This window comes from Bradyrhizobium sp. 164 (assembly GCF_023073715.1).
Lineage (GTDB): Bacteria > Pseudomonadota > Alphaproteobacteria > Rhizobiales > Xanthobacteraceae > Bradyrhizobium.
The window spans coordinates 105,075-126,443 of record NZ_JADPKA010000069.1; the positions used below are offsets into that span (position 1 = coordinate 105,075).

Annotated in this window: 19 protein-coding genes; 7 read left to right on the plus strand and 12 right to left on the minus strand. The window is 63.6% G+C overall.

What is annotated here, in order from left to right; genetic code table 11:
* Window positions 1-5 precede the first annotated feature (5 nt).
* The 6 genes from IVB01_RS22570 to IVB01_RS22595 all read right to left on the minus strand — a co-directional run bounded on the left by IVB01_RS22570 (window position 6) and on the right by IVB01_RS22595 (window position 4,502).
* Window positions 6-323 (minus strand): proton-translocating transhydrogenase family protein, encoded by a 318-nt coding sequence (locus IVB01_RS22570; protein WP_235543528.1) that lies wholly within the window; start codon window positions 321-323, stop codon window positions 6-8.
* Between the two features lie 11 nt (window positions 324-334).
* A complete protein-coding gene (locus IVB01_RS22575) occupies window positions 335-1,462 on the minus strand; it encodes a Re/Si-specific NAD(P)(+) transhydrogenase subunit alpha (protein WP_247280179.1) in 1,128 nt (375 codons plus the stop codon).
* A 138-nt stretch (window positions 1,463-1,600) separates the two neighbouring features.
* Entirely contained in the window at window positions 1,601-1,753 is a 153-nt protein-coding gene (locus IVB01_RS22580) for an aa3-type cytochrome c oxidase subunit IV (protein WP_008136857.1), read from the minus strand.
* 96 nt (window positions 1,754-1,849) lie between these two features.
* Window positions 1,850-2,245 (minus strand): type II toxin-antitoxin system death-on-curing family toxin, encoded by a 396-nt coding sequence (locus tag IVB01_RS22585; RefSeq protein WP_247451484.1) that lies wholly within the window; start codon window positions 2,243-2,245, stop codon window positions 1,850-1,852.
* A 10-nt stretch (window positions 2,246-2,255) separates the two neighbouring features.
* Window positions 2,256-2,480, minus strand: coding sequence for an AbrB family transcriptional regulator (locus IVB01_RS22590; RefSeq protein ID WP_124162834.1), 225 nt, complete (start codon window positions 2,478-2,480; stop codon window positions 2,256-2,258).
* Between the two features lie 87 nt (window positions 2,481-2,567).
* Window positions 2,568-4,502 carry a M3 family oligoendopeptidase gene (locus IVB01_RS22595; RefSeq protein ID WP_247280181.1) on the minus strand — a complete coding sequence of 645 codons (1,935 nt, stop codon included), beginning with the start codon at window positions 4,500-4,502 and terminating at the stop codon, window positions 2,568-2,570.
* Window positions 4,503-4,629: 127 nt separating this feature from the next.
* On the opposite strand from IVB01_RS22595, the gene IVB01_RS22600 reads away from it, so the two are divergent.
* The 3 genes from IVB01_RS22600 to IVB01_RS22610 all read left to right on the plus strand — a co-directional run bounded on the left by IVB01_RS22600 (window position 4,630) and on the right by IVB01_RS22610 (window position 10,576).
* Entirely contained in the window at window positions 4,630-6,126 is a 1,497-nt protein-coding gene (locus IVB01_RS22600; RefSeq protein ID WP_247280182.1) for a sigma-54 dependent transcriptional regulator, read from the plus strand.
* Window positions 6,127-6,472: 346 nt separating this feature from the next.
* Entirely contained in the window at window positions 6,473-8,683 is a 2,211-nt protein-coding gene (locus IVB01_RS22605) for a L,D-transpeptidase family protein (protein WP_247280183.1), read from the plus strand.
* A gap of 276 nt (window positions 8,684-8,959) precedes the next feature.
* The gene (locus IVB01_RS22610) at window positions 8,960-10,576 is read left to right on the plus strand and encodes a DUF882 domain-containing protein (RefSeq protein ID WP_247280184.1); all 1,617 of its coding nucleotides are present in this window, start codon (window positions 8,960-8,962) and stop codon (window positions 10,574-10,576) included.
* Between the two features lie 53 nt (window positions 10,577-10,629).
* Here IVB01_RS22610 and IVB01_RS22615 read toward each other — a convergent pair whose 3' ends face one another.
* From IVB01_RS22615 to IVB01_RS22625, 3 genes are all read right to left on the minus strand, one after another.
* A complete protein-coding gene (locus tag IVB01_RS22615; RefSeq protein WP_247280185.1) occupies window positions 10,630-12,393 on the minus strand; it encodes an adenylate/guanylate cyclase domain-containing protein in 1,764 nt (587 codons plus the stop codon).
* A gap of 80 nt (window positions 12,394-12,473) precedes the next feature.
* Window positions 12,474-12,746 (minus strand): DUF2312 domain-containing protein, encoded by a 273-nt coding sequence (locus IVB01_RS22620; protein WP_247280186.1) that lies wholly within the window; start codon window positions 12,744-12,746, stop codon window positions 12,474-12,476.
* A 188-nt stretch (window positions 12,747-12,934) separates the two neighbouring features.
* Complete coding sequence (locus IVB01_RS22625; RefSeq protein WP_247280187.1) at window positions 12,935-13,240, minus strand: DUF1244 domain-containing protein; 306 nt, start codon at window positions 13,238-13,240, stop codon at window positions 12,935-12,937.
* Between the two features lie 190 nt (window positions 13,241-13,430).
* Here IVB01_RS22625 and IVB01_RS22630 point away from each other — a divergent pair, with 190 nt between their 5' ends.
* Entirely contained in the window at window positions 13,431-14,021 is a 591-nt protein-coding gene (locus IVB01_RS22630) for a DUF1036 domain-containing protein (RefSeq protein WP_247280188.1), read from the plus strand.
* Window positions 14,018-15,454, plus strand: coding sequence for a pyruvate kinase (gene pyk / locus IVB01_RS22635; RefSeq protein ID WP_247280189.1), 1,437 nt, complete (start codon window positions 14,018-14,020; stop codon window positions 15,452-15,454). Before IVB01_RS22630 ends, pyk begins: the two co-directional genes overlap by 4 nt.
* Before the next feature lie 145 nt (window positions 15,455-15,599).
* Here the strand turns inward: pyk and IVB01_RS22640 are convergent, their stop codons facing one another.
* Window positions 15,600-16,280: a TetR/AcrR family transcriptional regulator gene (locus IVB01_RS22640; RefSeq protein ID WP_247280190.1), complete on the minus strand. Its 681-nt coding sequence runs from the start codon at window positions 16,278-16,280 to the stop codon at window positions 15,600-15,602.
* A gap of 102 nt (window positions 16,281-16,382) precedes the next feature.
* On the opposite strand from IVB01_RS22640, the gene IVB01_RS22645 reads away from it, so the two are divergent.
* Window positions 16,383-18,053, plus strand: a complete 1,671-nt coding sequence (locus tag IVB01_RS22645; protein WP_346659344.1) for a hypothetical protein — start codon at window positions 16,383-16,385, stop codon at window positions 18,051-18,053.
* A gap of 266 nt (window positions 18,054-18,319) precedes the next feature.
* On the opposite strand, the gene IVB01_RS22650 is transcribed toward IVB01_RS22645, so the two are convergent.
* Window positions 18,320-18,484, minus strand: coding sequence for a Flp family type IVb pilin (locus IVB01_RS22650; RefSeq protein ID WP_247280192.1), 165 nt, complete (start codon window positions 18,482-18,484; stop codon window positions 18,320-18,322).
* 393 nt (window positions 18,485-18,877) lie between these two features.
* On the opposite strand from IVB01_RS22650, the gene IVB01_RS22655 reads away from it, so the two are divergent.
* Complete coding sequence (locus IVB01_RS22655) at window positions 18,878-20,368, plus strand: hypothetical protein (RefSeq protein WP_247280193.1); 1,491 nt, start codon at window positions 18,878-18,880, stop codon at window positions 20,366-20,368.
* 43 nt (window positions 20,369-20,411) lie between these two features.
* On the opposite strand, the gene IVB01_RS22660 is transcribed toward IVB01_RS22655, so the two are convergent.
* Window positions 20,412-21,323, minus strand: coding sequence for an arginase family protein (locus IVB01_RS22660; protein ID WP_247280194.1), 912 nt, complete (start codon window positions 21,321-21,323; stop codon window positions 20,412-20,414).
* Window positions 21,324-21,369 lie beyond the last annotated feature (46 nt).

Genomic DNA, 21,369 nt, shown 5'->3' on the forward strand with positions numbered 1-21,369 from the left:
GCCGCTTACTTCGACTTCTTCTTGTACATCGCAAGCATGCGCTGCGTGACAAGGAAGCCGCCAAAGATGTTCACGCAGGCAAAGATGAGCGCGACGAAGCCGAAGCCGCGCGCCCAGCCCGAGCCGCTCGAGATCATGCCGACGCCGACCGCGAGCAGCGCACCGACCACGATCACCGACGAGATCGCGTTGGTCACGCTCATTAGCGGGGTGTGCAGCGCCGGCGTCACCGACCACACCACGAAATAGCCGACGAAGACGGCGAGAACGAAGATCGACAGCCGGAAGATGAAGGGGTCGACGACCTGTGCAGCATGCTCCATGGCGACTCTCCTTAAACCTTCGGCTGGAAGTTCGGGTGGATGACGGCGCCGTCTTTCGTGAGCGCAGTGGCCTTGACGAGCTCATCGTCCCAGTTGACGGCGAGCTTCTTCTCATTCTTGTCGACCATGGTCTCGATGAAGGAGAACAGATTGCGTGCGTAGAGGCTGGAGGCAGAGGCCGCGACGCGGCCGGCGACGTTGGTGTAGCCGACGATCTTGATGCCATCGAGATCAACGACCTCGCCGGCCCTGGCGCCCTCGACATTGCCGCCGCGCTCGACGGCGAGATCGACTAGCACCGAGCCCGGCTTCATCGACTTGACCATCTCGGCACTGACGAGCTTCGGCGCCGGCCGGCCCGGAAGCAGCGCGGTCGTGATCACGATGTCCTGCTTCTTGATGTGCTCGGCCGTGAGCGCGGCCTGCTTGGCCTGGTATTCTTTCGACATTTCCTTGGCGTAGCCGCCGGCGGTCTGCGCGTTCTTGAACTCCTCGTCCTCGACGGCAAGGAATTTCGCACCGAGCGATTCCACTTGCTCCTTGGTGGCGGGACGCACGTCGGTGGCGGTCACGACGGCGCCGAGACGGCGCGCGGTCGCGATCGCCTGGAGACCGGCAACGCCGACGCCCATCACGAACACCTTGGCCGCGGGTATAGTGCCGGCCGCCGTCATCATCATCGGGAAGGCGCGGCCGAAGGCCTCGGCGCCCTCGATCACGGCACGATAGCCGGCAAGATTGGCTTGCGAGGACAGCACGTCCATCACCTGCGCACGGGTGATGCGCGGCATCAATTCCATCGCGAAGGCGGAGACGCCGGCATCGGCCATCGCCTTCAGCGCCGCCTCGTTGCCATAGGGATCCATGATGGCGATGACGAGCGCGCCGCGCTTGTATTGCGAGAGTTCCGACGCCTCGGGGCGCTTCACCTTGATGATGATGTCGGCGTCCTTCAGCGCATCAGTGCTGACGGCCGCGCCCACGGCGGTGAATTCGGAATCCGGCAGGCCCGACTTGAGGCCGGCGCCCGGCTCGACGGCGATCTCGGCGCCCAGCGCCTTGAATTTCTTCACCGTATCAGGCGAAGCGGCGACCCGCGGCTCGGACGGATCGATTTCCTTGGCAACGGCAATCTTCATGAGGCCTCCGGCGGCGCAGGACAGCGCGCGCGCAAACTAAAGCGTTACTCCCGCGGCGTTCGATACCGGTTCTGGGACCGGTTTGTATGCAAATTTTCTGGGCAGCTGCTGCCGCTGGCGTGTGCAGCTGCCGATCGATCAGGTGAGGAAGATCGCCATCAGGATCACGATGAGCGCGACCGAGGCCGTGCCGTACTTCACCAGCTTGATGAAGCCCTCGTAGGTCTGCTCGTGCGCAACGTAGTCGTTGCCGTCGGCGGTGGTGTACGCCACTTCGCTATGGTCAGCCATGGATGTCCCCAGTCGAAAGTCGAATTGTTGGGCTGGGATACCGCAAACTTTCGGGCAGGGCAACGGCACGCGGGCGCGGTTTTCCCGCAAATGAGGTCATTTGGAATTCCAATTGTCGCGGATCCAGCGCGCCAGGCTCTGCTCGCTGACTTCGCCCGCGGCAAGCGAGAGGATCATCGTTGTCGCTTCCGCGGGAGCGGGACTGAAGGCGACGCCGTTCTTGTGAAGGAAGACCATCATCGCCATGAAGGCGATGCGCTTGTTTCCGTCGACAAATGCATGGTTCTTCGCGAGGCCGAACGCGTATGCTGCAGCGAGTTCTTCCATTGGCGCCTGTTCATAGCGCCATTTGTTGATCGGACGCTCCAGCGCCGAACGCAGCATGCCCTCGTCGCGCAATCCGGGCGCGCCACCGAAGCGCCGGAGCTGTCGGCTATGAATTGCGACAGCCTGCTCGTAGGTGACCCAGAGTGGCTCCTGAGGATCACTCATGCGCCGGCCGCTATTTTGCCAGCGCAGCGAGCGTATCGCGATACTTATCCATCACCTCATCGGCAATTTCCATCGTCCGCTCGAAGTCGGGGTCGTAAGGCAGCAATTGAAAACCCCCACCGGGCAATTCCACGACATGCAATTGCTGCCCGCGCTTGAGATCGAGTCGCTGCATAAGCTCGCGGGGCAGCAACAACCCGTCCGAATTGCCGATCTTCTTGATCTCGATCTTCATGGCTAACCTCCAGCGGTTATACGGGTGTATAACATTGCTGGACTCTTGGTTCAACAGACGTTTTACGCCCCGCAAGAAGCCAGCCACTCAGGCCATCTTCTCCAGCTCGTCGATCATTCCGGCGATGACGCTGAGCCCGCCATCCCAGAATTTTGGGTCCTTGGCGTCGAGCCCGAATGGCCGCAGCAGCTCGGAATAGTGCTTGGTGCCGCCGGCGGCAAGCATGTCGAGATAGCGCTCGGCAAAGCCCTCGGCCGCATTCTCGTAGACCGCATAAAGCGAGTTCACGAGACAATCGCCGAACGCATAGGCGTAGACGTAGAACGGCGAGTGGATGAAGTGCGGGATGTACATCCAGTAGTTCTCGTAGCCCGCCTTGATCTCGATCGCGGGCCCCAGGCTCTCGCCCTGCACCGACAGCCAGATCTCGCCGAGCCGGGTCGCGGTGAGCTCGCCGTTCTTGCGCTCGGTATGAACTGCGCGTTCGAACGAATAGAACGCGATCTGCCGCACCACGGTGTTGATCATGTCCTCAACCTTGCCGGCGAGCAGCGCCTGGCGCTGTTTTGCGCTCTTGGTCTGCGCCAGCAGCCGCCGGAAGGTCAGCATCTCGCCGAACACGCTCGCGGTCTCCGCCAGCGTCAGCGGCGTCGGTGCCATCAGCGCGCCGTTCTTCGCGGCGAGCACCTGATGCACGCCATGGCCGAGCTCGTGCGCGAGCGTCATCACGTCGCGCGGCTTGCCCTGGTAGTTCATCAGCACGTAAGGGTGCGCCGACGGTGTGGTCGGATGCGAGAACGCGCCGGGCGCCTTGCCCGGACGCACCGGCGCGTCGATCCAGCGATCGGTGAAGAAGCGCTCCGCAATGTCGGCCATCTTGGGCGAGAAGCCGCGATAGGCCGTCAGCACCATGTTCCGCGCATCGGGCCAGCCGATGACGTCGGTCGCGGCAAAGGGCAGCGGCGCGTTACGGTCCCAATAAGCGAGCCGCTTCTTGCCGAACCACTTCGCCTTCAGCCCGTAGTAGCGATGCGATAATTTTGGATAGGCCGCGCGCACCGAGGCGACAAGCGCATCCACCACCTCGCGCTCGACGCGGTTGTTGAGGTGCCGGGAATCCGCAACATCCTGAAAGCCGCGCCAGCGGTCGGAAATGTCCTTGTCCTTCGCGAGCGTGTTGGTGATCAGCGCAAAGGTGCGCTCATTTGCCTTGAAGGTCTTCGCCAGGGCTTCGGCGGCGGCCTTGCGCTTTGCGCCGTCTCGGTCCTGCAACAGATTGAGCGTCGGCTCGATCGCGAGCTCTTTTGCGCCCACCTTGAAGCGCAGGCCCGAGATGGTCTGGTCGAACAGCCTGTTGAAGGCGGAATAGCTGGTCTGCGCCTTCTCCAGGAAGAGCTGCTCGAGCTTGTCGTCGAGCTGATACGGCTTTTCCTTGCGCAAATCCTCAATCCAGGGGCGATAGTGTGCCAGCTCCGGTGTCTGCATCGCGCGGTTCAAAATATCGTCATCGATCCGATTGAGCTCGAGCGCGAAGAACAGAAGATGTGTCGACGCCGCCGTCAGGCGCTCGGACACGTCGCCGTAAAATTTTGAAATCGCAGGGTCCACGCTGTCGCCGGCGTGGACCAGGCCGGCATAGGAGCCGAGACGGCCGGCGAGGTCGTCGATCGCCTCATAGCGTCGCACGGCTTCAGCGAGCCATTTTCCGCCATCTTCGTTTGCTGTCCCTGTCGCGAGCTTGCCCTTGTAGTCCGTCTCGAACGCGACGCAATCGGCATCCATCTTGTCGAGGTCGCGCGCCACTTCCGGCGCCTCGATCCCCGAAAAGAGATCGGCCAGGTTCCACTCCGGAAGCTTGCCGGTCTTGCTTGCAGGCTTTGCAGGCGGAGACTTTGCGGAAGGCCTGGAGGACTTTGCTTTGGCGGCGGATTTCCTGGTGCTCGGCTTGCGGGGAGCGGACTTGCTGGAAACGGGCTTCTTGAGAGCAGACTTTTTGAGAGCGAGCTTGGAGCGCGAATTCATTGTGCGGGAAACCTGTGTTCAACCGTCGCGACGGCGGGCGTGGGCATCAAGGTTTAAGAGTGCGTTAATCGGCTTCGGCCAGAGTGCCCCGATTCGAGACAGATAGTTGTAGCGTGCAGGGAAAACCATGGCTGCCAGTATTTTGATCGCCGACGACGACGCTGTAGCCCGCCGGCTGGTCGAAAACATGGTGCAGAAATGCGGCTACGAGACGGTCGTCGTGGATTCCGGCGACGCCGCGATCGCTGCCCTCACCGCTCCCGACGCCCCGGCCATCGACGGCGTCATCCTCGATCTCGTGATGCCCGGCCTCGACGGCATGGGTGTGTTGGCGAAAATCCGCGAAGCGGGCCTCAGCATCCCGGTCATCGTGCAGACCGCGCATGGCGGCATCGACAACGTGATCTCGGCGATGCGCGCCGGCGCGGCGGATTTCGTCGTCAAGCCGGTCGGCTTGGAGCGGCTTCAGGTTTCACTGCGCAACGCGCTTAACGCCTCCGCACTGAAGGGCGAATTGCAGCGCATCCGTCACAGCCGCGAGGGCCGTCTGAGCTTCTCCGACATCATCACCCGCTCCGAGGCGATGGCAGGCGTGATGCGCACCGCGCAGAAGGCGGCGAACTCCTCGATTCCCGTGCTGATCGAGGGCGAGTCCGGCGTCGGTAAGGAGATGTTCGCGCGCGCCATTCATGGCAGCGGCGAGCGTAAGGCAAAACCCTTTGTCGCCGTGAATTGCGGCGCGATCCCCGACAACCTCGTCGAGTCCATCCTGTTCGGCCACGAGAAGGGCGCCTTCACCGGCGCCACCGAGCGGCACATGGGCAAGTTCGTCGAGGCCCATGGCGGCACGCTGTTCCTGGACGAGATCAGCGAGTTGCCGCTGACGGCGCAGGTCAAGCTCTTGCGCGCGCTCCAGGAAGGCGCGGTCGAGGCGGTCGGCGGCCGCAAGCCCGTCAAGGTCGACGTGCGCATCATCTCCGCGACCAATCGCAAGCTCCTGGAGCGGGTCAAACAGGGGCACTTCCGGGAAGACCTGTTTTATCGCCTGCACGTGCTGCCGTTGACGATCCCGTCGCTGCGGGCCCGGCGCGAGGACATTCCGCATCTGCTGCGGCATTTCCTGGCGCGCTTTGCCGCCGAGGAGAACCGCACCATCACCGGCATCAGCGGCGAAGCGGTGGCTCACCTCGCCCAGCTCGACTGGCCTGGCAACATCCGCCAGCTCGAAAACGCGGTCTACCGCGCGGTGGTGATGAGCGACGGCGACCAGCTTGGCCTCGGCGATTTTCCCCTGCTCGCTTCGCAGCCGCATCCCGCAACCGACATTCCGACTGCGCCACTGATGCTCGAGCCGATCGCGGCGCCTCCCTTGGTGTCGGGTAACGAAATACCGATTGCTCCCCTCCCGTCGGCGGGAACTCTCTGCATGCTGACCGCGAGCGGCGATGTCCGCCCGCTGGAGGACATGGAGAGCGAAATCATCCGCTTCGCGATCTCGCATTACCGCGGGCAGATGTCCGAAGTCGCCCGCCGCCTCAAAATCGGCCGGTCCACGCTCTACCGCAAACTCGACGAAGCAGGCGTGCCTGGCCATGGCGGGAAAAGCGACGAGGAGACGCACTGAGCCGTATCTGCACAGCGGATTGCCTGTTGCCGCGAAGAGGCCGCAAGCCCTTCGCAACACGGTGAAATTTCGTCGCGACGTGAACCGTGACCTGGAAGTGACAGACACAGGGAAAAGCGCGTGGGGCATGCGCATAATTCGTTGCCAAAAAGGCTGCCTTGACGTCAGTTTGTCGTGAGTTGTCCCGGGTAGCGCTGGCCGCAAAAACGGGGCCCGTATATCGTCTGCGTATGAATCGTTGCGTGCAGGCGTGCGACTCTCGAGAGGCCGGCGCGTTCAGCCGAAGATTTAGCGACGATAACGAAGCTGTTCCACGAGGGACAGTTCACCCGAGGGGTGTGACACAATGCGTGACTGTTTGAACCACCGCGCAGGCTTTGACCGTGTCTTGATGACAGTCGCGGCAACCTTCCTCACGGTGTCCGCCAGCTCAGCCCTGGCGCAGGATCAGGCGCGCAGCAGCGCCGCCGAGCTCGCGATCGAGGCCGCGATCCCGCGCCCCGAGCCGGCCAACGTCCCGCCCCCAACCGCCTCCGACATCAAGCTCGATACCACCGCCACCGTTCAGGCCACTGCGAAGGAGCCCGTGAAGACCGAAGTCGCACCGGCGCCCGACAAAGTCGAGACCAAGCCTTCCGACGTCGCCACCTCGCCCGCCACTGAGGCGCCGACGAGCGAGACGGCCAAGACCGAACCTGCGAAGACCGAACCTGCGAAGACCGAGCCTGCCGCATCTGAGCCCGCCAAGGCAGACACGGCGACGGCAACGCCGGTCGCGCCTGCGGCCCCCGCTGCGGCTCCGGCCGCCGAGCCGGTGAAGGCCGCGAGCAACGTTCCCGCTGCCGACCAGCCGGTCGCCGACAGGCTCAAGGACATCATCGGCGCCAAGACGTCGCGCCATTTCGACCGCAAGAACGAGCGCGCGGCGATCGAGAAGTTTTACGGTGCGCGCGACTTCGCGCCGGTCTGGACTCAAGGCGGCAGCCTGACCGCTGCAGCCAAGGGTGTGATCGCACGGCTGAAGGACGCGGCCTCCGACGGCCTCAATCCGGCCGACTATCCGGTGCCGGATTTCGCCGCCGCGACCACGCCCGATACGCTCGCCGATGCCGAGCTGAAACTCACCGCCAGCATGTTCGACTATGCGCGGCACGCCCAGAGTGGCCGCATGCACTGGTCGCAAGTCAGCGGCGACATCCTCTATCCCGAGCACCCGGTCGACCCGAACGAAGTGCTTGCCAAGGTCACGACCGCGACGGATGCGTCCGCCGCGCTCGACAGCTACAACCCGCCGCACAAGCTCTATAAGGAGCTGAAGGCCAAGCTCGCGGAGCTCCGCGGCCACGGCAGCGGCCCGTTGATCGAGATCGCCGACGGTCCGGCGCTGAAATACACCCCGGCCGGCAAGAAGCAGGCCGAGATCGTCGTGGAAGATGCGCGCGTGCCGCAGCTGCGCGCCAAGCTCGGCATCACCGAGAACGCGAACGACACCCGCTATGACGCGGCGGTCGCCGACGCCGTGCGCAGATTCCAGAGCGGCGCCGAGATGAAGGCGACTGGCATCCTCGACGACAAGACCGTCAAGGCACTCAACACCCCCAAGCGCGACAAGCAGATCGACGTGGTGCTGGTGAACATGGAGCGCTGGCGCTGGCTGCCGCGCGACCTCGGGGCGCCCTCACTCGGCGATGCCTATGTCATCCTCAACATTCCCGACTATACGCTGAAGGTGATGCAGCGGGGCCAGCAGGTCTGGACCACCCGCGTCGTCACCGGCAAACCGGGCACGCATGCGACGCCGCTCCTCACCGAGACGATGAAGTACATCACGGTCAATCCGACCTGGAACGTGCCCCCGTCGATCGTCTACAACGAATATCTGCCGGCGCTTCAGCAGGACCCGACCGTGCTTCAGCGCATGGGCCTCAAGCTCGAGCAGAACCGCGACGGCTCGGTGCACATCTCGCAGCCGCCGGGTGAAGCCAACGCGCTCGGCCGCATCCGCTTCAATTTCCCGAACAAGTTCCTGGTCTATCAGCACGACACGCCGGACAAGCATTTGTTCGCCCGGGACGAGCGCGCCTTCAGCCACGGCTGCATGCGTGTGCAGAATCCGGATCAGTACGCGTCCGTGCTGCTCAATATCACCATGCCGAACGACAAGTACACGCCCGAGCGCGTCCGCAGCATGTACGGCAAGAGCGAGATCGACCTGAAATTCCCGACCCCGATCCCGGTCAACATCACCTATCAGACCGCGTTCGTGGATGACGCCGGCAAGCTCCAGTTTCGCAAGGATATCTATGGCCGCGACGCGACCATGATCAACATCCTGAAGAACAACCGCGGCAAGGACCTCGAGGCCGTCGTGGCGCATTCGCAGCCGAGCTATTCGCGCCCGGCGACGACGCTGCCCTCTGGCGTGGCGGTGGCCAACAATGGCGGTGGCTTCGGCTCGTCCGGACCGAACTTCTTCGAGCGGCTGTTTGGGGCACCAGCCCCGACCGCGCCGCCCGCACCGGTGGGCCGCCGCCCGCAGCGGGTGTTTACCCGCTGAGGCTCAGCTCCCTCTGTAAAATTCTGCAATAAAATCAGCGACCCCGTCCCTGGACGGGGTCGCTTAACGTTAACCACCCTCAACCTCGGCCCGGACAGCGGGCGTTTTTTTGCCACAGTCAACCGTTTAGGATTGTATTCTGACTTGGTTTGGGGGCGGGAAGGTCAACCTCGAATTAACCTTCTCGCTTTAAGAAAGCGTTCATCCTCTTTCGCGCTGCTACGGGGTTGGCGGGAGAGTCCATTTTGAACGCTCGTCGACTGGGTGGGCTCATACGTGCTGACTGGTCTCGCACGCCAATTCGCTGTGCTGTCGTTGTCCCATGCGGGAGTGAAGGCCGGATCCAGGATCGGCCTCGCTGCTGCACTGCTGCTTGCTGCCGCAGGTTCGGTTCATGACGCCGCCGCGCTGAACGAAACCAAGACGCTCTCCTTTCATCACACCCATTCCGGCGAAGACCTCACCGTCACCTTCAAACGAGACGGCCGGTATGACGAAGCCGCGCTGAAGCAGCTCAATCACTTTCTGCGCGACTGGCGCACCCAGGACGAGACGGTCATGGACCGTCGCCTGTTCGACATCCTCTGGGAAGTCTATCGCGACGTCGACGGCAAGCAGCCGATTCAGATCATCTCCTCCTACCGCTCCCCCGCTACCAACGCCATGCTCCGCCGCCGCTCCTCCGGTGTGGCGCGCTTCAGCCAGCATATGCTGGGCCACGCGATGGACTTCTATATCCCCGGCGTGCCGCTGGAGCAGATCCGCTTCGCCGGCCTGCGCCTCCAGCGCGGCGGCGTCGGCTTCTATCCGACCTCCGGCTCGCCCTTCGTGCACCTCGATACCGGCAGCATCCGGCACTGGCCGCGCATGACGCATGACCAGCTCGCCCGCGTTTTCCCGGACGGAAAAACAGTGCATCTGCCGACCGACGGCGTTCCGCTGAAGGGTTATGAGCTCGCCAAGGCCGAGATCGAGCGACGCGGCAGCGGCGACGATTCCGGCAGCAAGACCAATTTCTTCGCCGCCTTGTTCAAGGGCAGGTCGGCGGCTCCGGCCGCCAGCAGCGACGAGGATGACGAGGGCGCACCGGCGCCGGCCGCGAAACCGGCGACGCCGACCGTGGTCGCCGCCGCGGCCAAGTCCGCCGAGCCGGTGCCGACGCCGCGCGCCAAGCCGCAGATCGCTGCAACGCTCCAGCTCGCCTCGGCCGACGCGCAGATCGTTGCGCCACCCAAGCCGAAGCCGGGGGCTGACAAGCCGGCGACCGCCAAATCTGCCGATGCCAAGCCCGAGACCCCGGCCGACATCATCAATGCCCGCGGTTTCTGGGATGATATACCGGCCGCGCCGCAGCAGGCGACGCCGGCACAGGTCGCAGCGTTGAAGGCGCGCCAGGCACTTGCCGCCGCCACCGATCCGCAAGCCACCGCGAGCGTTTCCAGCGCGGCCTATCAGGCGCTGGCCTTTGCCCCCGCTTCCGCCTCGCCGGTCGACCGCGCCAATGTCGTCGCCGCCTCTGCCCCGATCCCGCGCTCCGCTCGTCCCGCTTCCACGACGCGCAGCCTCGCTCAGGCCGAGATCAACACCGTGGTCGGCAAGAGCATCGATGGCAGGATCGCAACCGCGACCCGGCTCTCCGCGGCCAAGGGCGACAGCATCTGGCTCAAGATCGTGATGCTGTCACCGAGCGCCAGCCGTGCGATGTCGGTGACGCTGATGGGCGAGCTCGATACGGCGGCGCTGCGCCGCTATTTCGTCAAGCCGCAGGCCGTGATCGCGATGGGCTTTGTCGAGGACCCGATGCAGGGCCTGTCCTGCGACAGTTTCTCGGGTAGCGCCACCGCCAAGCTCGAGACGACGTCCTTCGTCATGCGCACTGCCGCGCTGCGCTGAGAGCCGCGGCCCAGCCAAGCTCTCGCCTGCCCTGTTCTTCCTGCGCGTATCGATCAAGCCGGCAGGCCAGCCCTGAGGAGGCCGGATTCGTGACGCTCGCGATCGATCTCGCGCTTGTAGTGCAGGGTTGCAAGATAGGCTGCCACCGAGAACCCGGGTTCGCGCTTCAGAACCTCCGCGGCGTGAGCGCCAGCCGCGACGGCATTGTTCATCTGCGCGAATATCGCTGCAAGGAACGCGTGATGGGTATAGTCGGGCCGCGTGATCCTTGAAAACGCCTCGGCGGCCTCGGCGTATTTCTCCGCGCAATAATACGCGCGACCGAGATGGCTCCAGAATCGCTCGGGATGATGAGGGTTGAGCCGCATCGCTTTCCTGATCCAGTCGATGCCCTCCTCAGGCAAGCCCAGCCAGGTCAGGAGCTCTCCTTGCTGCACGACAACCAGATCGTAGTTCGGGTTGAGGGCCAACGCACGCTCCTGATGATAAGTGGCTTTTTCATAGTCGTGGCGCGTCAGATTGAGCGCGGCGAGGATGCGGTGCACATCTGCATCATTGTCGTCGAGTGCCAACGCGATCTCGAGTTCTGCAGCCACCTGCTCGAAAGTCGCGTCGCGGTCAGCGCACCAGCCATAAATCCAGCACTGGCCGAGCACACACGCCTTCCAGGCGTGAGCGTGGGCGTAATTCGGATCCATCGCCAGCGCCCGGTTGAGCAGTATCTGCGCCTGCGCGTTGTCCTCGCGTGTTGAACGGTGATGCAGGAGCTTTGCAGCCAGCACGCATTCGTAGGCGCGCATGTTCTCGGTCGGCTTGCGCTTGGTGCGGTCATGCGCTGCCGCTTCGACGCGACCAGGCAACGTCGCGACGATCGCGCGGGTCATCTCGTCCTGGATGGCGAAAATATCCTGGAGCTCGCGATCGTAACGTTCAGCCCAGATGTGGCGATCGGTTTCCGCGTCGATCAGCTGCACGGTGACGCGGACACGCCCGCCGGCTTTCCGCACGCTGCCCTCGATGACATAGTCGACCCCGAACTCACGGCCGATGTCCTGGACCTTTACGGCCTTGCCCTTGTAGACGAAGGTCGAGTTTCGCGAGATGACGAGCAGGTCGTGGAAGCGCGAGAGCTCGGTGATGATGTCTTCCGTGAGACCGTCGGCGAAGAACTCCTGTTCCGGATCGCCGCTCATGTTGGCGAACGGCAGCACGGCGATGGACGGCTTCTTTGAGACAGTTGGTGACGTAACAGCCTTCGTCGCCTCTGGCAGGCTTGCAGGCCCTTCCGCCAGCCGCATGCGGAAGATGCGGATCGGGCGAGCGATGTTCTTGACGTTCTGCTCGCCGAGATCTTCGAATTGAACTCCGTCGAGCCGGTCGCCCACCTGATCGCGCACCGCGCCTGAAACGCAGATCCCTCCAGGCTCGGCCAGCGCCTCCAGTCGTGCTGCGACGTTGACGCCGTCACCGAAAATGTCGTTTTGATCAACGATGACATCGCCAAGATTGATGCCGATGCGGAATTGTATCCATCGCGGCGGCGGGACATCGGCATTGCGCCGCGCCATGCGGCGCTGAACCTCGGCGGCACAGAGCACGGCATCGACGACGCTGTGGAATTCGGCGAGCATGCCGTCACCCGTCGTCTTGATGATGGTGCCGCGATTCTTGGCAATGGCCGGATCGATGAGCTCGACCCGATGGGTCTTGAGGCGCGCAAGGGTACCCGCCTCGTCGACTTCCATGAGCCGGCTAAAGCCGACCATGTCGGCGGCGAGGACCGCGGCAAGCCTGCGCTCTGGTCCCGGCACATCCATCGCTCGGTCCCTTCACCGGGCACTCTAGCAGATGAAGGGATTTCGCCCAAGCTTGGTGCGCTGCAACGCCCCCGGGCGCCTCAGATCATCCCCAGCGCCTGCATGTAGGTCTCGAGAATGGTCTCGGCGTCAGCGCGCTCGTTAGGGTCCTGCTTGCGCAGGCGCACGATGGTGCGCAGCGCCTTGACGTCGTAGCCGTTGCCCTTGCTCTCGGCATAGACGTCGCGGATGTCGTCCGAGATCGCCTTCTTCTCCTCCTCCAGCCGCTCGATGCGCTCGATGATGGATTTGAGCTGGTCCTTGGCAAATTTCGTCGCGGGCTCGTCGTCGCGGACGGCGGCGGAGGTGGCCATCTTGGTACTCCCAATGGAACTGGCAAAAACAAGGTGACGCCGGCATCCTTACCGCGCGTGCTGGGTAGACCCTTAGGGTTGGCGCTCCCGGCGTTCAAGGCAGCATCGCGCTCGTCCACAGCGCGCCCACACCTTCCTGCGGCTGCTTGAAGAAAGCTGTTGTGTGGCGCGACTCAGCAGGCCGTCGTTCAGTGCCCGTGGCGATGGACTTTCTTCATCGCCTCGATCTGCTCCGGCGTGGCTGTGCCCTGGTATTTCGACTTCCAGGTCTCGTAGGGCATGCCGTAGACGGCCTCCCGGCTCTCGTCCTTACTCAAGGCGACGCCTTGGGCGTCGGCGGCGTCCTTGAGCCAGTTGGACAGGCAGTTGCGGCAAAAGCCGGCGAGGTTCATCAGGTCGATGTTCTGGACGTCCGTGCGTGTCCTCAAATGATCGACCAGGCGGCGGAAAGCGGCCGCCTCGAGCTCCGTTCTGGTTTTGTCGTCGATTGCCATAGCTGGATTCCTTGGCCCTGAATTGTGCTCTGCCGCCCGATGGCGGTCACCCTTACGGGATCAGGTGGGTCCTGTCACAGATTTTGCCATATCACGGCGCAAACGAGCCGGCAGCCGGCCTTACCGCTCCTTGGGGCGGTTCTGCGGCGCCACGCCAAATCGTCAATGATCTGATATAGCTTCCGCGCCAATGATCGCCGAATCTCCCCGCTCCCCCCTTTGCGTGCTCGCCCGGTTGGTCCCGGTGCTGGCGGTCGCGCTGCTGTGCCTCTGGACCAGCCCGGCGTCCGCCGATTTCCGCCTCTGCAACAACACATCGAGCCGGGTCGGAATCGCGCTGGGCTACAAGGACGCCGAGGGCTGGACCACCGAGGGCTGGTGGAACATCTCGTCGCGCACCTGCGAGACGCTGCTGCGGGGAACGCTGGTCGCCCGCTATTATTACATCTATGCCATCGACTACGACCGTGGCGGTGAATGGTCGGGCCAAGCCTTCATGTGCTCGCGCGACAAGGAGTTCACCATCCGCGGCACCGAGGATTGCCTGGCGCGCGGCTACGACCGCACCGGCTATTTCGAGGTCGATACCGGCGAGCAGCGGGCTTGGACGGTCCAGCTCACCGACGCCAACGAACAACCGGCGCAGCAACGCGTACCTGGCCTGCCCGGCACGGTTGGCCCGGGCGGGGTTCCCGGTTTGCCCAACAGCCCGCCCGGTGGTACGCCGCCCGCGACTGGCCTCCCGCCAGCGCCCTCGCCCCCGTCTGGAAGTAAGCAATGAGGCGCCTTCGCCGTATCAAGATTCTCGCGACCCTGGGACCTGCCTCGTCGGACCTCGCGATGATCCGCCGCCTGTTCGAGGCCGGCGCCGACCTGTTTCGCATCAACATGAGCCACACACCGCATGATAAGATGCGGGAGCTGGTGGCGACGATCCGCAACGTCGAATCGAGCTACGGCCGGCCAATCGGCATTCTGGTCGACCTCCAGGGCCCGAAGCTCAGGCTCGGCGCCTTCAGTGACGGCGCGGTCCAGCTCCAGAACGGCCAGACCTTCACCCTCGATTCCGACAAGGCGCCAGGCGATACCACGCGCGTCCACCTGCCGCATCCGGAGATCCTGGCCGCGCTCCGGCCCGGCCATGCGCTGCTGCTCGACGACGGCAAGGTGCGGCTGATCGCGGAGGAGACCACGAAGGAGCACGCGGTGACGCGTGTCGTGGTCGGCGGCAAGATGAGCGACCGCAAGGGCGTCAGCCTGCCCGACACCGACCTGCCGGTCTCGGCGATGACCCCGAAGGACCGCGCCGACCTCGAGGCGGCGCTCGTCACCGGCGTCGACTGGATCGCGCTGTCCTTCGTGCAGCGGGCTGACGACGTGCTCGAAGCCAAGAAGATGATCCGTGGCCGCGCCGCGGTGATGGCCAAGATCGAGAAGCCGCAGGCGATCGATCGCCTCGCCGACATCATCGAGGCTTCCGATGCGCTGATGGTGGCGCGCGGCGATCTCGGCGTCGAGCTACCGCTGGAGCGGGTGCCGAGCCTGCAGAAGCAGATGACGCGGATGGCGCGCCGCGCCGGCAAGCCGGTGGTGATCGCGACCCAGATGCTGGAATCGATGATCCAGTCGCCGGTGCCGACCCGGGCCGAAGTCTCCGACGTCGCCACCGCCGTTTACGAGGGTGCCGACGCCATCATGCTGTCGGCGGAATCGGCGGCCGGCAAGTTCCCGGTCGAGGCGGTCTCGACCATGAACCGCATCGGCGAGGAGGTCGAGCGCGACCCGACCTATCGGTCCGTGATCATGGCGCAGCGCCCCGCGCCGGAATCGACCGCCGGCGATGCCATCGCCGACGCCGCGCGCCAGATCGCCGAGACGCTCGACCTGCCCGCCTTGATCTGCTGGACCAGCTCGGGCTCAACCGCCGTGCGCGTCGCGCGCGAGCGGCCGAAGCCGCCGATCGTGGCGATTACACCGAACATCACGGCCGGCCGCCGCCTCGCCGTCGTCTGGGGCGTGCACTGCGTCGTGGCCGAGGATGCCCGCGACCAGGACGACATGGTCGGCCGCGCCGGCCAGATCGCGTTCCGGGACGGCTTCGTCCGGGCCGGCCAGCGCGTCATCATTGTCGCCGGCGTGCCGCTCGGCATCCCCGGCACCACCAACATGGTGCGCATCGCCTCGGTCGGCCCCGAGGGCGATGCCCATATCTGAGTCCGGCTGCTCAAACAAAAACTGCGAAAACAACCCCATGCACAGTAGAAGGCCCATTCGGCGCCCGTGCTGCGGTCTTTCGAAAAGCCCTGTTCGAGCAACGGCCTGAGCGCAATCAGGCCTCCGCCCCGATCGCGCGGCGGATTTACGCCCCAACCAGCGCCTTCGCGGTCGGCAGCAACGTCTGCTGCACCACCAGCCCCCTGGCCCGGGCGTCCATGACGCCGACCGCACGCAGCGCCAGCAGCGTCACCGTCTGCACCGCGTCGCGCATCTTGACGGGATCCTCGAGATTGTCGGGCGCGAGCGGCCCGACCAGGGCTTCATGCAGCGCGCCGAGCAGCGCGGTGGCAGCGAGCGCGGTTTCCTGCGCCGGCAGATGGCCGGCGCGCACGGCGGCGTCGATCCGTGACGCAATCTCGCCGGCGATCTCGCGGCGGCTGGCAAGGCGCGAGGCACTGACATCGACATCAACGGGCTCGGCCAAGATGCCCCAGGCCAGCCTGCGCTGCGACAGCGTATGGACCGCCACGGTGGTGACCGCGGCCGCCAGCGCCGAGGACGGCCCCGGCGCGCCGTCGGCCGCCCGCCGGATGGCGGCGAGTTCGTCGCGCGAAACCTCCGCAATCAATTCGGAGATCAGCTCGGCCTTGGAGGGGAAGTAGCGGTAGACCGTCCCCGCCGCAACATTGGCCCGGAGCGCGACCGGCGCGATCTGCACAGCCGCCATCCCGCCTTCGGCCGCAGCCTCCCGCGCCGCCGCCAATATCGCACTGCGCCGGGCTGCAAGGCGCTTCACCACTTGATGCGTCCGCCGATAAACCATGGCGCGCTTCCTGTCCCCACGCGCCAGCCACGCCCCGCGGCCGAACGCTTCGTCACGTCGAAAGATGCAAATTGCCCCGCAAGGACTGAACAACTATTCAGGGTGGATGACAAGATACAAATGAGCATACGAGCGCCACGCAACTGGGCTGCAAGCAAGCAAGTAGTAGTAAAAGCATCCTTGCACCGCTGGGCCGCGGCAAGCCGGTCCAGTTTACCTCAACTTAAAGGCGATCATGTTCAGGTGCTGACGCGCTGTTGTGCGTGGTCATTCAACTCCGAGAGTGCAATGTCGATCTCCATCACGAGCAGCGTTCCCGTCCGCGGCGTTGCGCGCTGGCTCATGCCGTTCTGCATTGGCGCCATTGTCTACGTGTTCTTTCTAGGCATCGGCGACGTCATGCTGCGCGACTCCGATACGCTGTGGCAGATCAAGATCGGGCAGTGGATCCTCGAACACCGCGCACTTCCCTACAACGACATTTATTCCTTCACGCGGGCCGGCGAGGCCTGGATCTCGAGTTCCTGGCTGTCACAAGTGCTGTTCGCGCTTGTTTACGAACCATCGAACTGGTCGGGCGCAGTGATCCTGACATCGCTCGCGATCGGTGTGACTGCGGCGATTTTCGTCTACCTGCTTGAGCCCTATCTGGAACCTGCGCGCGCCTTTCTGCTCCTCACTCCGCTGCTCGCGATGTCGGTCGGCCACTTTCTCGCCCGCCCGCACATGCTGGCCTTGCCTGTCATGCTTGCCTTTGTCGGCGGGTTGCTGGCGGCCGCCGATCGGCGCACTGCGCCCTCCTGGCTGTTGCTGCTCTTGATGGCGTTGTGGGCCAATCTTCACGGCGGTTTCGTCATGGGGCTGGTCCTGATTGGCCCCATTGGCCTCGATGCAATCGTGGCCGCAGATCGCAACGACCGGTTTGCAGTGGCGGCGCGCTGGGCCTTGTTCGGACTTGCTGCGCTTGCCGCGAGCTGCTGCACGCCCTACGGCTGGGACACGCTTCTCGGCGCCACGAAAATCCTCAGCCTCGGTAAGCTGCTCTCGTTGATCTGGGAGTGGATGCCGGCCGACTTCAGCTCGTTCAGCCCGTTTGAAGCCGCCCTGCTCGGTTTGATCGCTATCGGCTATTGCAGCGGACTGACGCTGCCGTGGACCCGCATTCTTCTGCTGCTAGGCCTGACCTGGGCGGCACTCACCCACGTCAGAAACATCGAGGTCTTTGCCCTGTTGACCCCGCTCGTGGTCGCAAAGCCGTTCGCCGAACAATTGGGACTGACGAGAGCTGTGGCGCAAGAACCGCGGTTCTCCTTTACAATGACCGCAATTGCGGCGCTCGTGATCGTCGTCGCCGGCTGGAGCATCACCCGCTCCTATGCGACGCCGCACCGGTATGCTTTTATTGCCAATCAGAGTCCCGCGGCTGCGGTCGACCTGCTCGAACGGCGGCACGCGCAGCGGATCTTCAGCACCGCTCCGATCGGAGGCTATCTGATCACCCGCAACATCAAGAGCTTCATCGATGGCCGCGCCGAGCTGTATGGAGAGCAGTTTGTGCTCGACTACTTCGATGCCGTTGAGGGCAAGAACGTGGAGACTCTGCTGCGTCTGCTCGAGACCTACCGGATCGATGCGACGTTGCTGAACACCAGCATTCCCGCCGCTAGAATTATGGACCATTTGCCGGGGTGGAAGCAGCTCTATGCGGATGATATCGCCGTGGTTCACGTCCGCGATGACGCACCGGTGCAGCTACCTCCCGCGTCACGGTGAGCCAAACAAGGCCGCTGGCTCTCGCGACCTTGCGCGTAAGAAGAAAACCCTGGCGGAAGCTTGCCTTCAGCTCTCCTTCGAAGCGTCCGTCTGGGGCGGACTCTCAAGTGGTTTGCGGCGGGATATTTGAGCCGCATGGTGAGGCGCCTGCCAAGCGGGCGACTTGAACGATACACCTTAGGCGGTCGTCCGACTGCAGCTGCATCGCCCAAAAGAAAAGAGCCCCATCGGGGACGGGGCTCTCGAAATTCTTAAGTCGTCCAGTCTTACTTCAGGCTGGTCGAGATCGAGCCGAACTTGCCGTTCAGCGTGCTGCCGAGGTTGGTGACGACGGTGATGATCGCGAGCGCGATACCGGCGGCGATCAGGCCGTATTCGATGGCGGTGGCGCCGGATTCGTCTTTCACGAAACGCGAAACGAGGTTCTTCATAGACTGCTCCAAAGAGTATACGGGCTATAACTGAATCTGGTCTTCTCGGCTTCCCAGCGCCGCCCGACCATGAAACCCAACTTAGGGGCAAAGAATTTCGCCGCAGTTAATTCGACTGCGCAAACACGGAGCGGTTTGCGTGTATTGGCCGATGGTAAACCGAAATTGAAAACAACCGGTTAAATCGTCGGGAGATGAGACTGACCGGCGCCAGTTTACCCGAAGTTATCACCGCCGTGGTCCAATGCCGCCCGCTCGGACTGAAGCGCGACCAGATGAATCGTTCAGCGCGCTTCAAGTTATTGTTTCGAGCATGATCTTTCCGGAAAACTGCTACACACTTTTTGCGGATCATGCTCGGACCGACAAGAAACAACAGGACGACGAGGCGGCATGTCCCTTTCCTTTGCCAACGGCATCGCGGTGCAGGGCCGCGCACGAGCCCTGACGCCGCTCTGCGTCGGTGCCGGCGCCTATCTCTTCTTCCTCTTCGTCGGCGACACGCTGCTTCAGGACTCCGACTCGTTCTGGCAGATCAAGATCGGGCAATGGATCCTCGATCACGGCGCCGTGCCCACCACCGACTTCTATTCCTTCACGCGGACGGGCGCGCCCTGGATTTCGACGTCGTGGCTGTCGCAGGTGATGTTCGCGTTCTGCTATGCGCAATGGGGCTGGGCCGGGCCCGTGATCCTCACCGCGGTCGGGGTCGCGCTCTCGGCCGCAATCTTCGTCTATCTGCTCGACGCCCAGATCGAGGCACCGCGCGCGGTGCTGTTCGCGATGCTGGCACTGCTGTTGTCGCTGCATCACGTGCTGGCGCGTCCGCACATCCTGGCGTTGCCCGTCATGGTGGCGTGGGTCGGCCTCTTGATGGCCGCTGCCGACCGCAGAAGCGCGCCGTCCTGGGCCTGGCTGCCGCTGATGGCGCTCTGGGCGAATTTGCACGGCGGCTTCGTGCTGGGCCTGGCGCTGATCGGCCCGATCTCGCTCGAGGCGGTCGAGCATGCCGAGAAGGGACGACGACTCCAACTGTTCCTGCGCTGGGTGCTATTCGGCATCGGCGCCCTGGTCGCGAGCTGCTGCACGCCTTACGGCTGGAAGACGTTGATGGGTGCTACCAACATCCTCAGCCTCGGCGAACTGCTGTCACTGATCTTCGAATGGATGCCGGCGAATTTCGCCACGTTCACCTCGTTCGAAGGCGCGCTGCTCGGTCTGATCGCTCTCGGTTACTATCGCGGCCTCGTGCTCTCGGCGCCAAGGATCTTCCTGATTCTGTTCCTGACCTGGAGTGCGCTGACGCATGTCCGGAGCATCGAGGCCTTTGCCTTTCTGGTGCCGCTGGTGTTGGCAAAGCCGCTCGGCGAGATGTTTTCGCGCCCGCAGATCGACGCCACTGATGGCGACCGCTGGCCGGCCCGCTACGTCACCGCGCTCGGCGCGCTGATGATCGTGGCCGCAAGCTGGAGCTCAACCTCGATCTACATGGGGCACCACCGCTTCAGCTTCACGATGACGCAGACGCCGGTGGCAGCGGTCGACCTGCTCGAACAGCGCAAGGTGCAGCGCATCTTCAACGCTTATCAGTTCGGCGGCTATCTGATCTCGCGCGACATCCCCGTCTTCGTCGACGGCCGCGCCGAGCTCTATGGCGAGAAATTCGTCATGGACTTCTTCAAGGCAACGGAGGGCAAGAAGCCGGATCTGCTGCCGCGCCTGCTCGACGAGCACAAGATCGACGCAACGCTATTGGTCGCCGATGCGCCGGGCCCGCAGATCCTCGACCAGCTCAAGGGCTGGAAGCGGATCTACACCGATGACATCGCGGTGATCCACGTGCGGGAGAATGCCGAAGGCTCGGCGGCGGTGCTGACGAAGTGAGGACGTAAGCCGATGGCGTCCGGCCCAGGTGGCTGGCTAGCAGCTACACCGCCCGTTTGCGCATGCAACCTATCGCATTGCAGATAATTCGCGCGACAGTAGTTGCTCCAATATTTTGCAAATCGCGATGCGGGACGAACTCGACCACGTCTAATCCGACGATCGTAGACTTTGACGCAATACCTTGCAGCAGTTCAATAACGTCGAAATAGTGCAGACCGCCCGGCTGAGGGATGAGCACACCCGGGACGACTGACGGATCAAGACCGTCACAATCGATGGTGATGAGGCACTTACCGTCGTCTTCTATTTCTTCGAGAACGCTAGCGATTCCGTGACGTCGGAGCTCTCTGGCAGTGAAAATCTTCGCGCCCCATGCTTTCGCATCGTCAAATTCACCGCGACCAGAGCCGCCAATGCCCCGCAAACCGACTTGGACGATGCGCTTCACCCAAGATAATTCGCTGGCTCGCCGCATTGTGCTGGAGAACGTATAGCCTGATCCGTCTCGCTGATCGCGCCAATCGAGATGGGCGTCAATCTGCAGGATCGTCAGGTCTTTGGTCTTATGGAATGCCTCGAAGAAGGGTATCGGAACCGAATCATCACCGCCCAGCAGGAGCGGGACAGCTCCGACGGAAAGTATTGCTTGTGTAGTTGCTCTGATCGCGTCTCGATTGCTCTCGGGTGTTGTTGGGTCCGTCAGCAGGTTCCCACCGTCGAGGACCTTCATGCTTGCTGATTCGAGCAATTCGGCGTCTTGATCAAAATCCCAACGGGTGAGATCGCTCTCATAGTGGCGCAGGGCACGACGAATGACATCCGGCGCCTTAGCGGCATGGCTCGTCTGACCTGCAAGATGAGGCGTGGCATCTGAAGCGCCAAACAAGATCACGTCGGCAGCCGGAAGCGCGGCGGCCAAGTCGCAGGCCTCAACGCCCAAAAAAGTCGCCATGTCGGGACGCACTCCGAGTATCCCGCGATAAGCTATGATCTCCAAC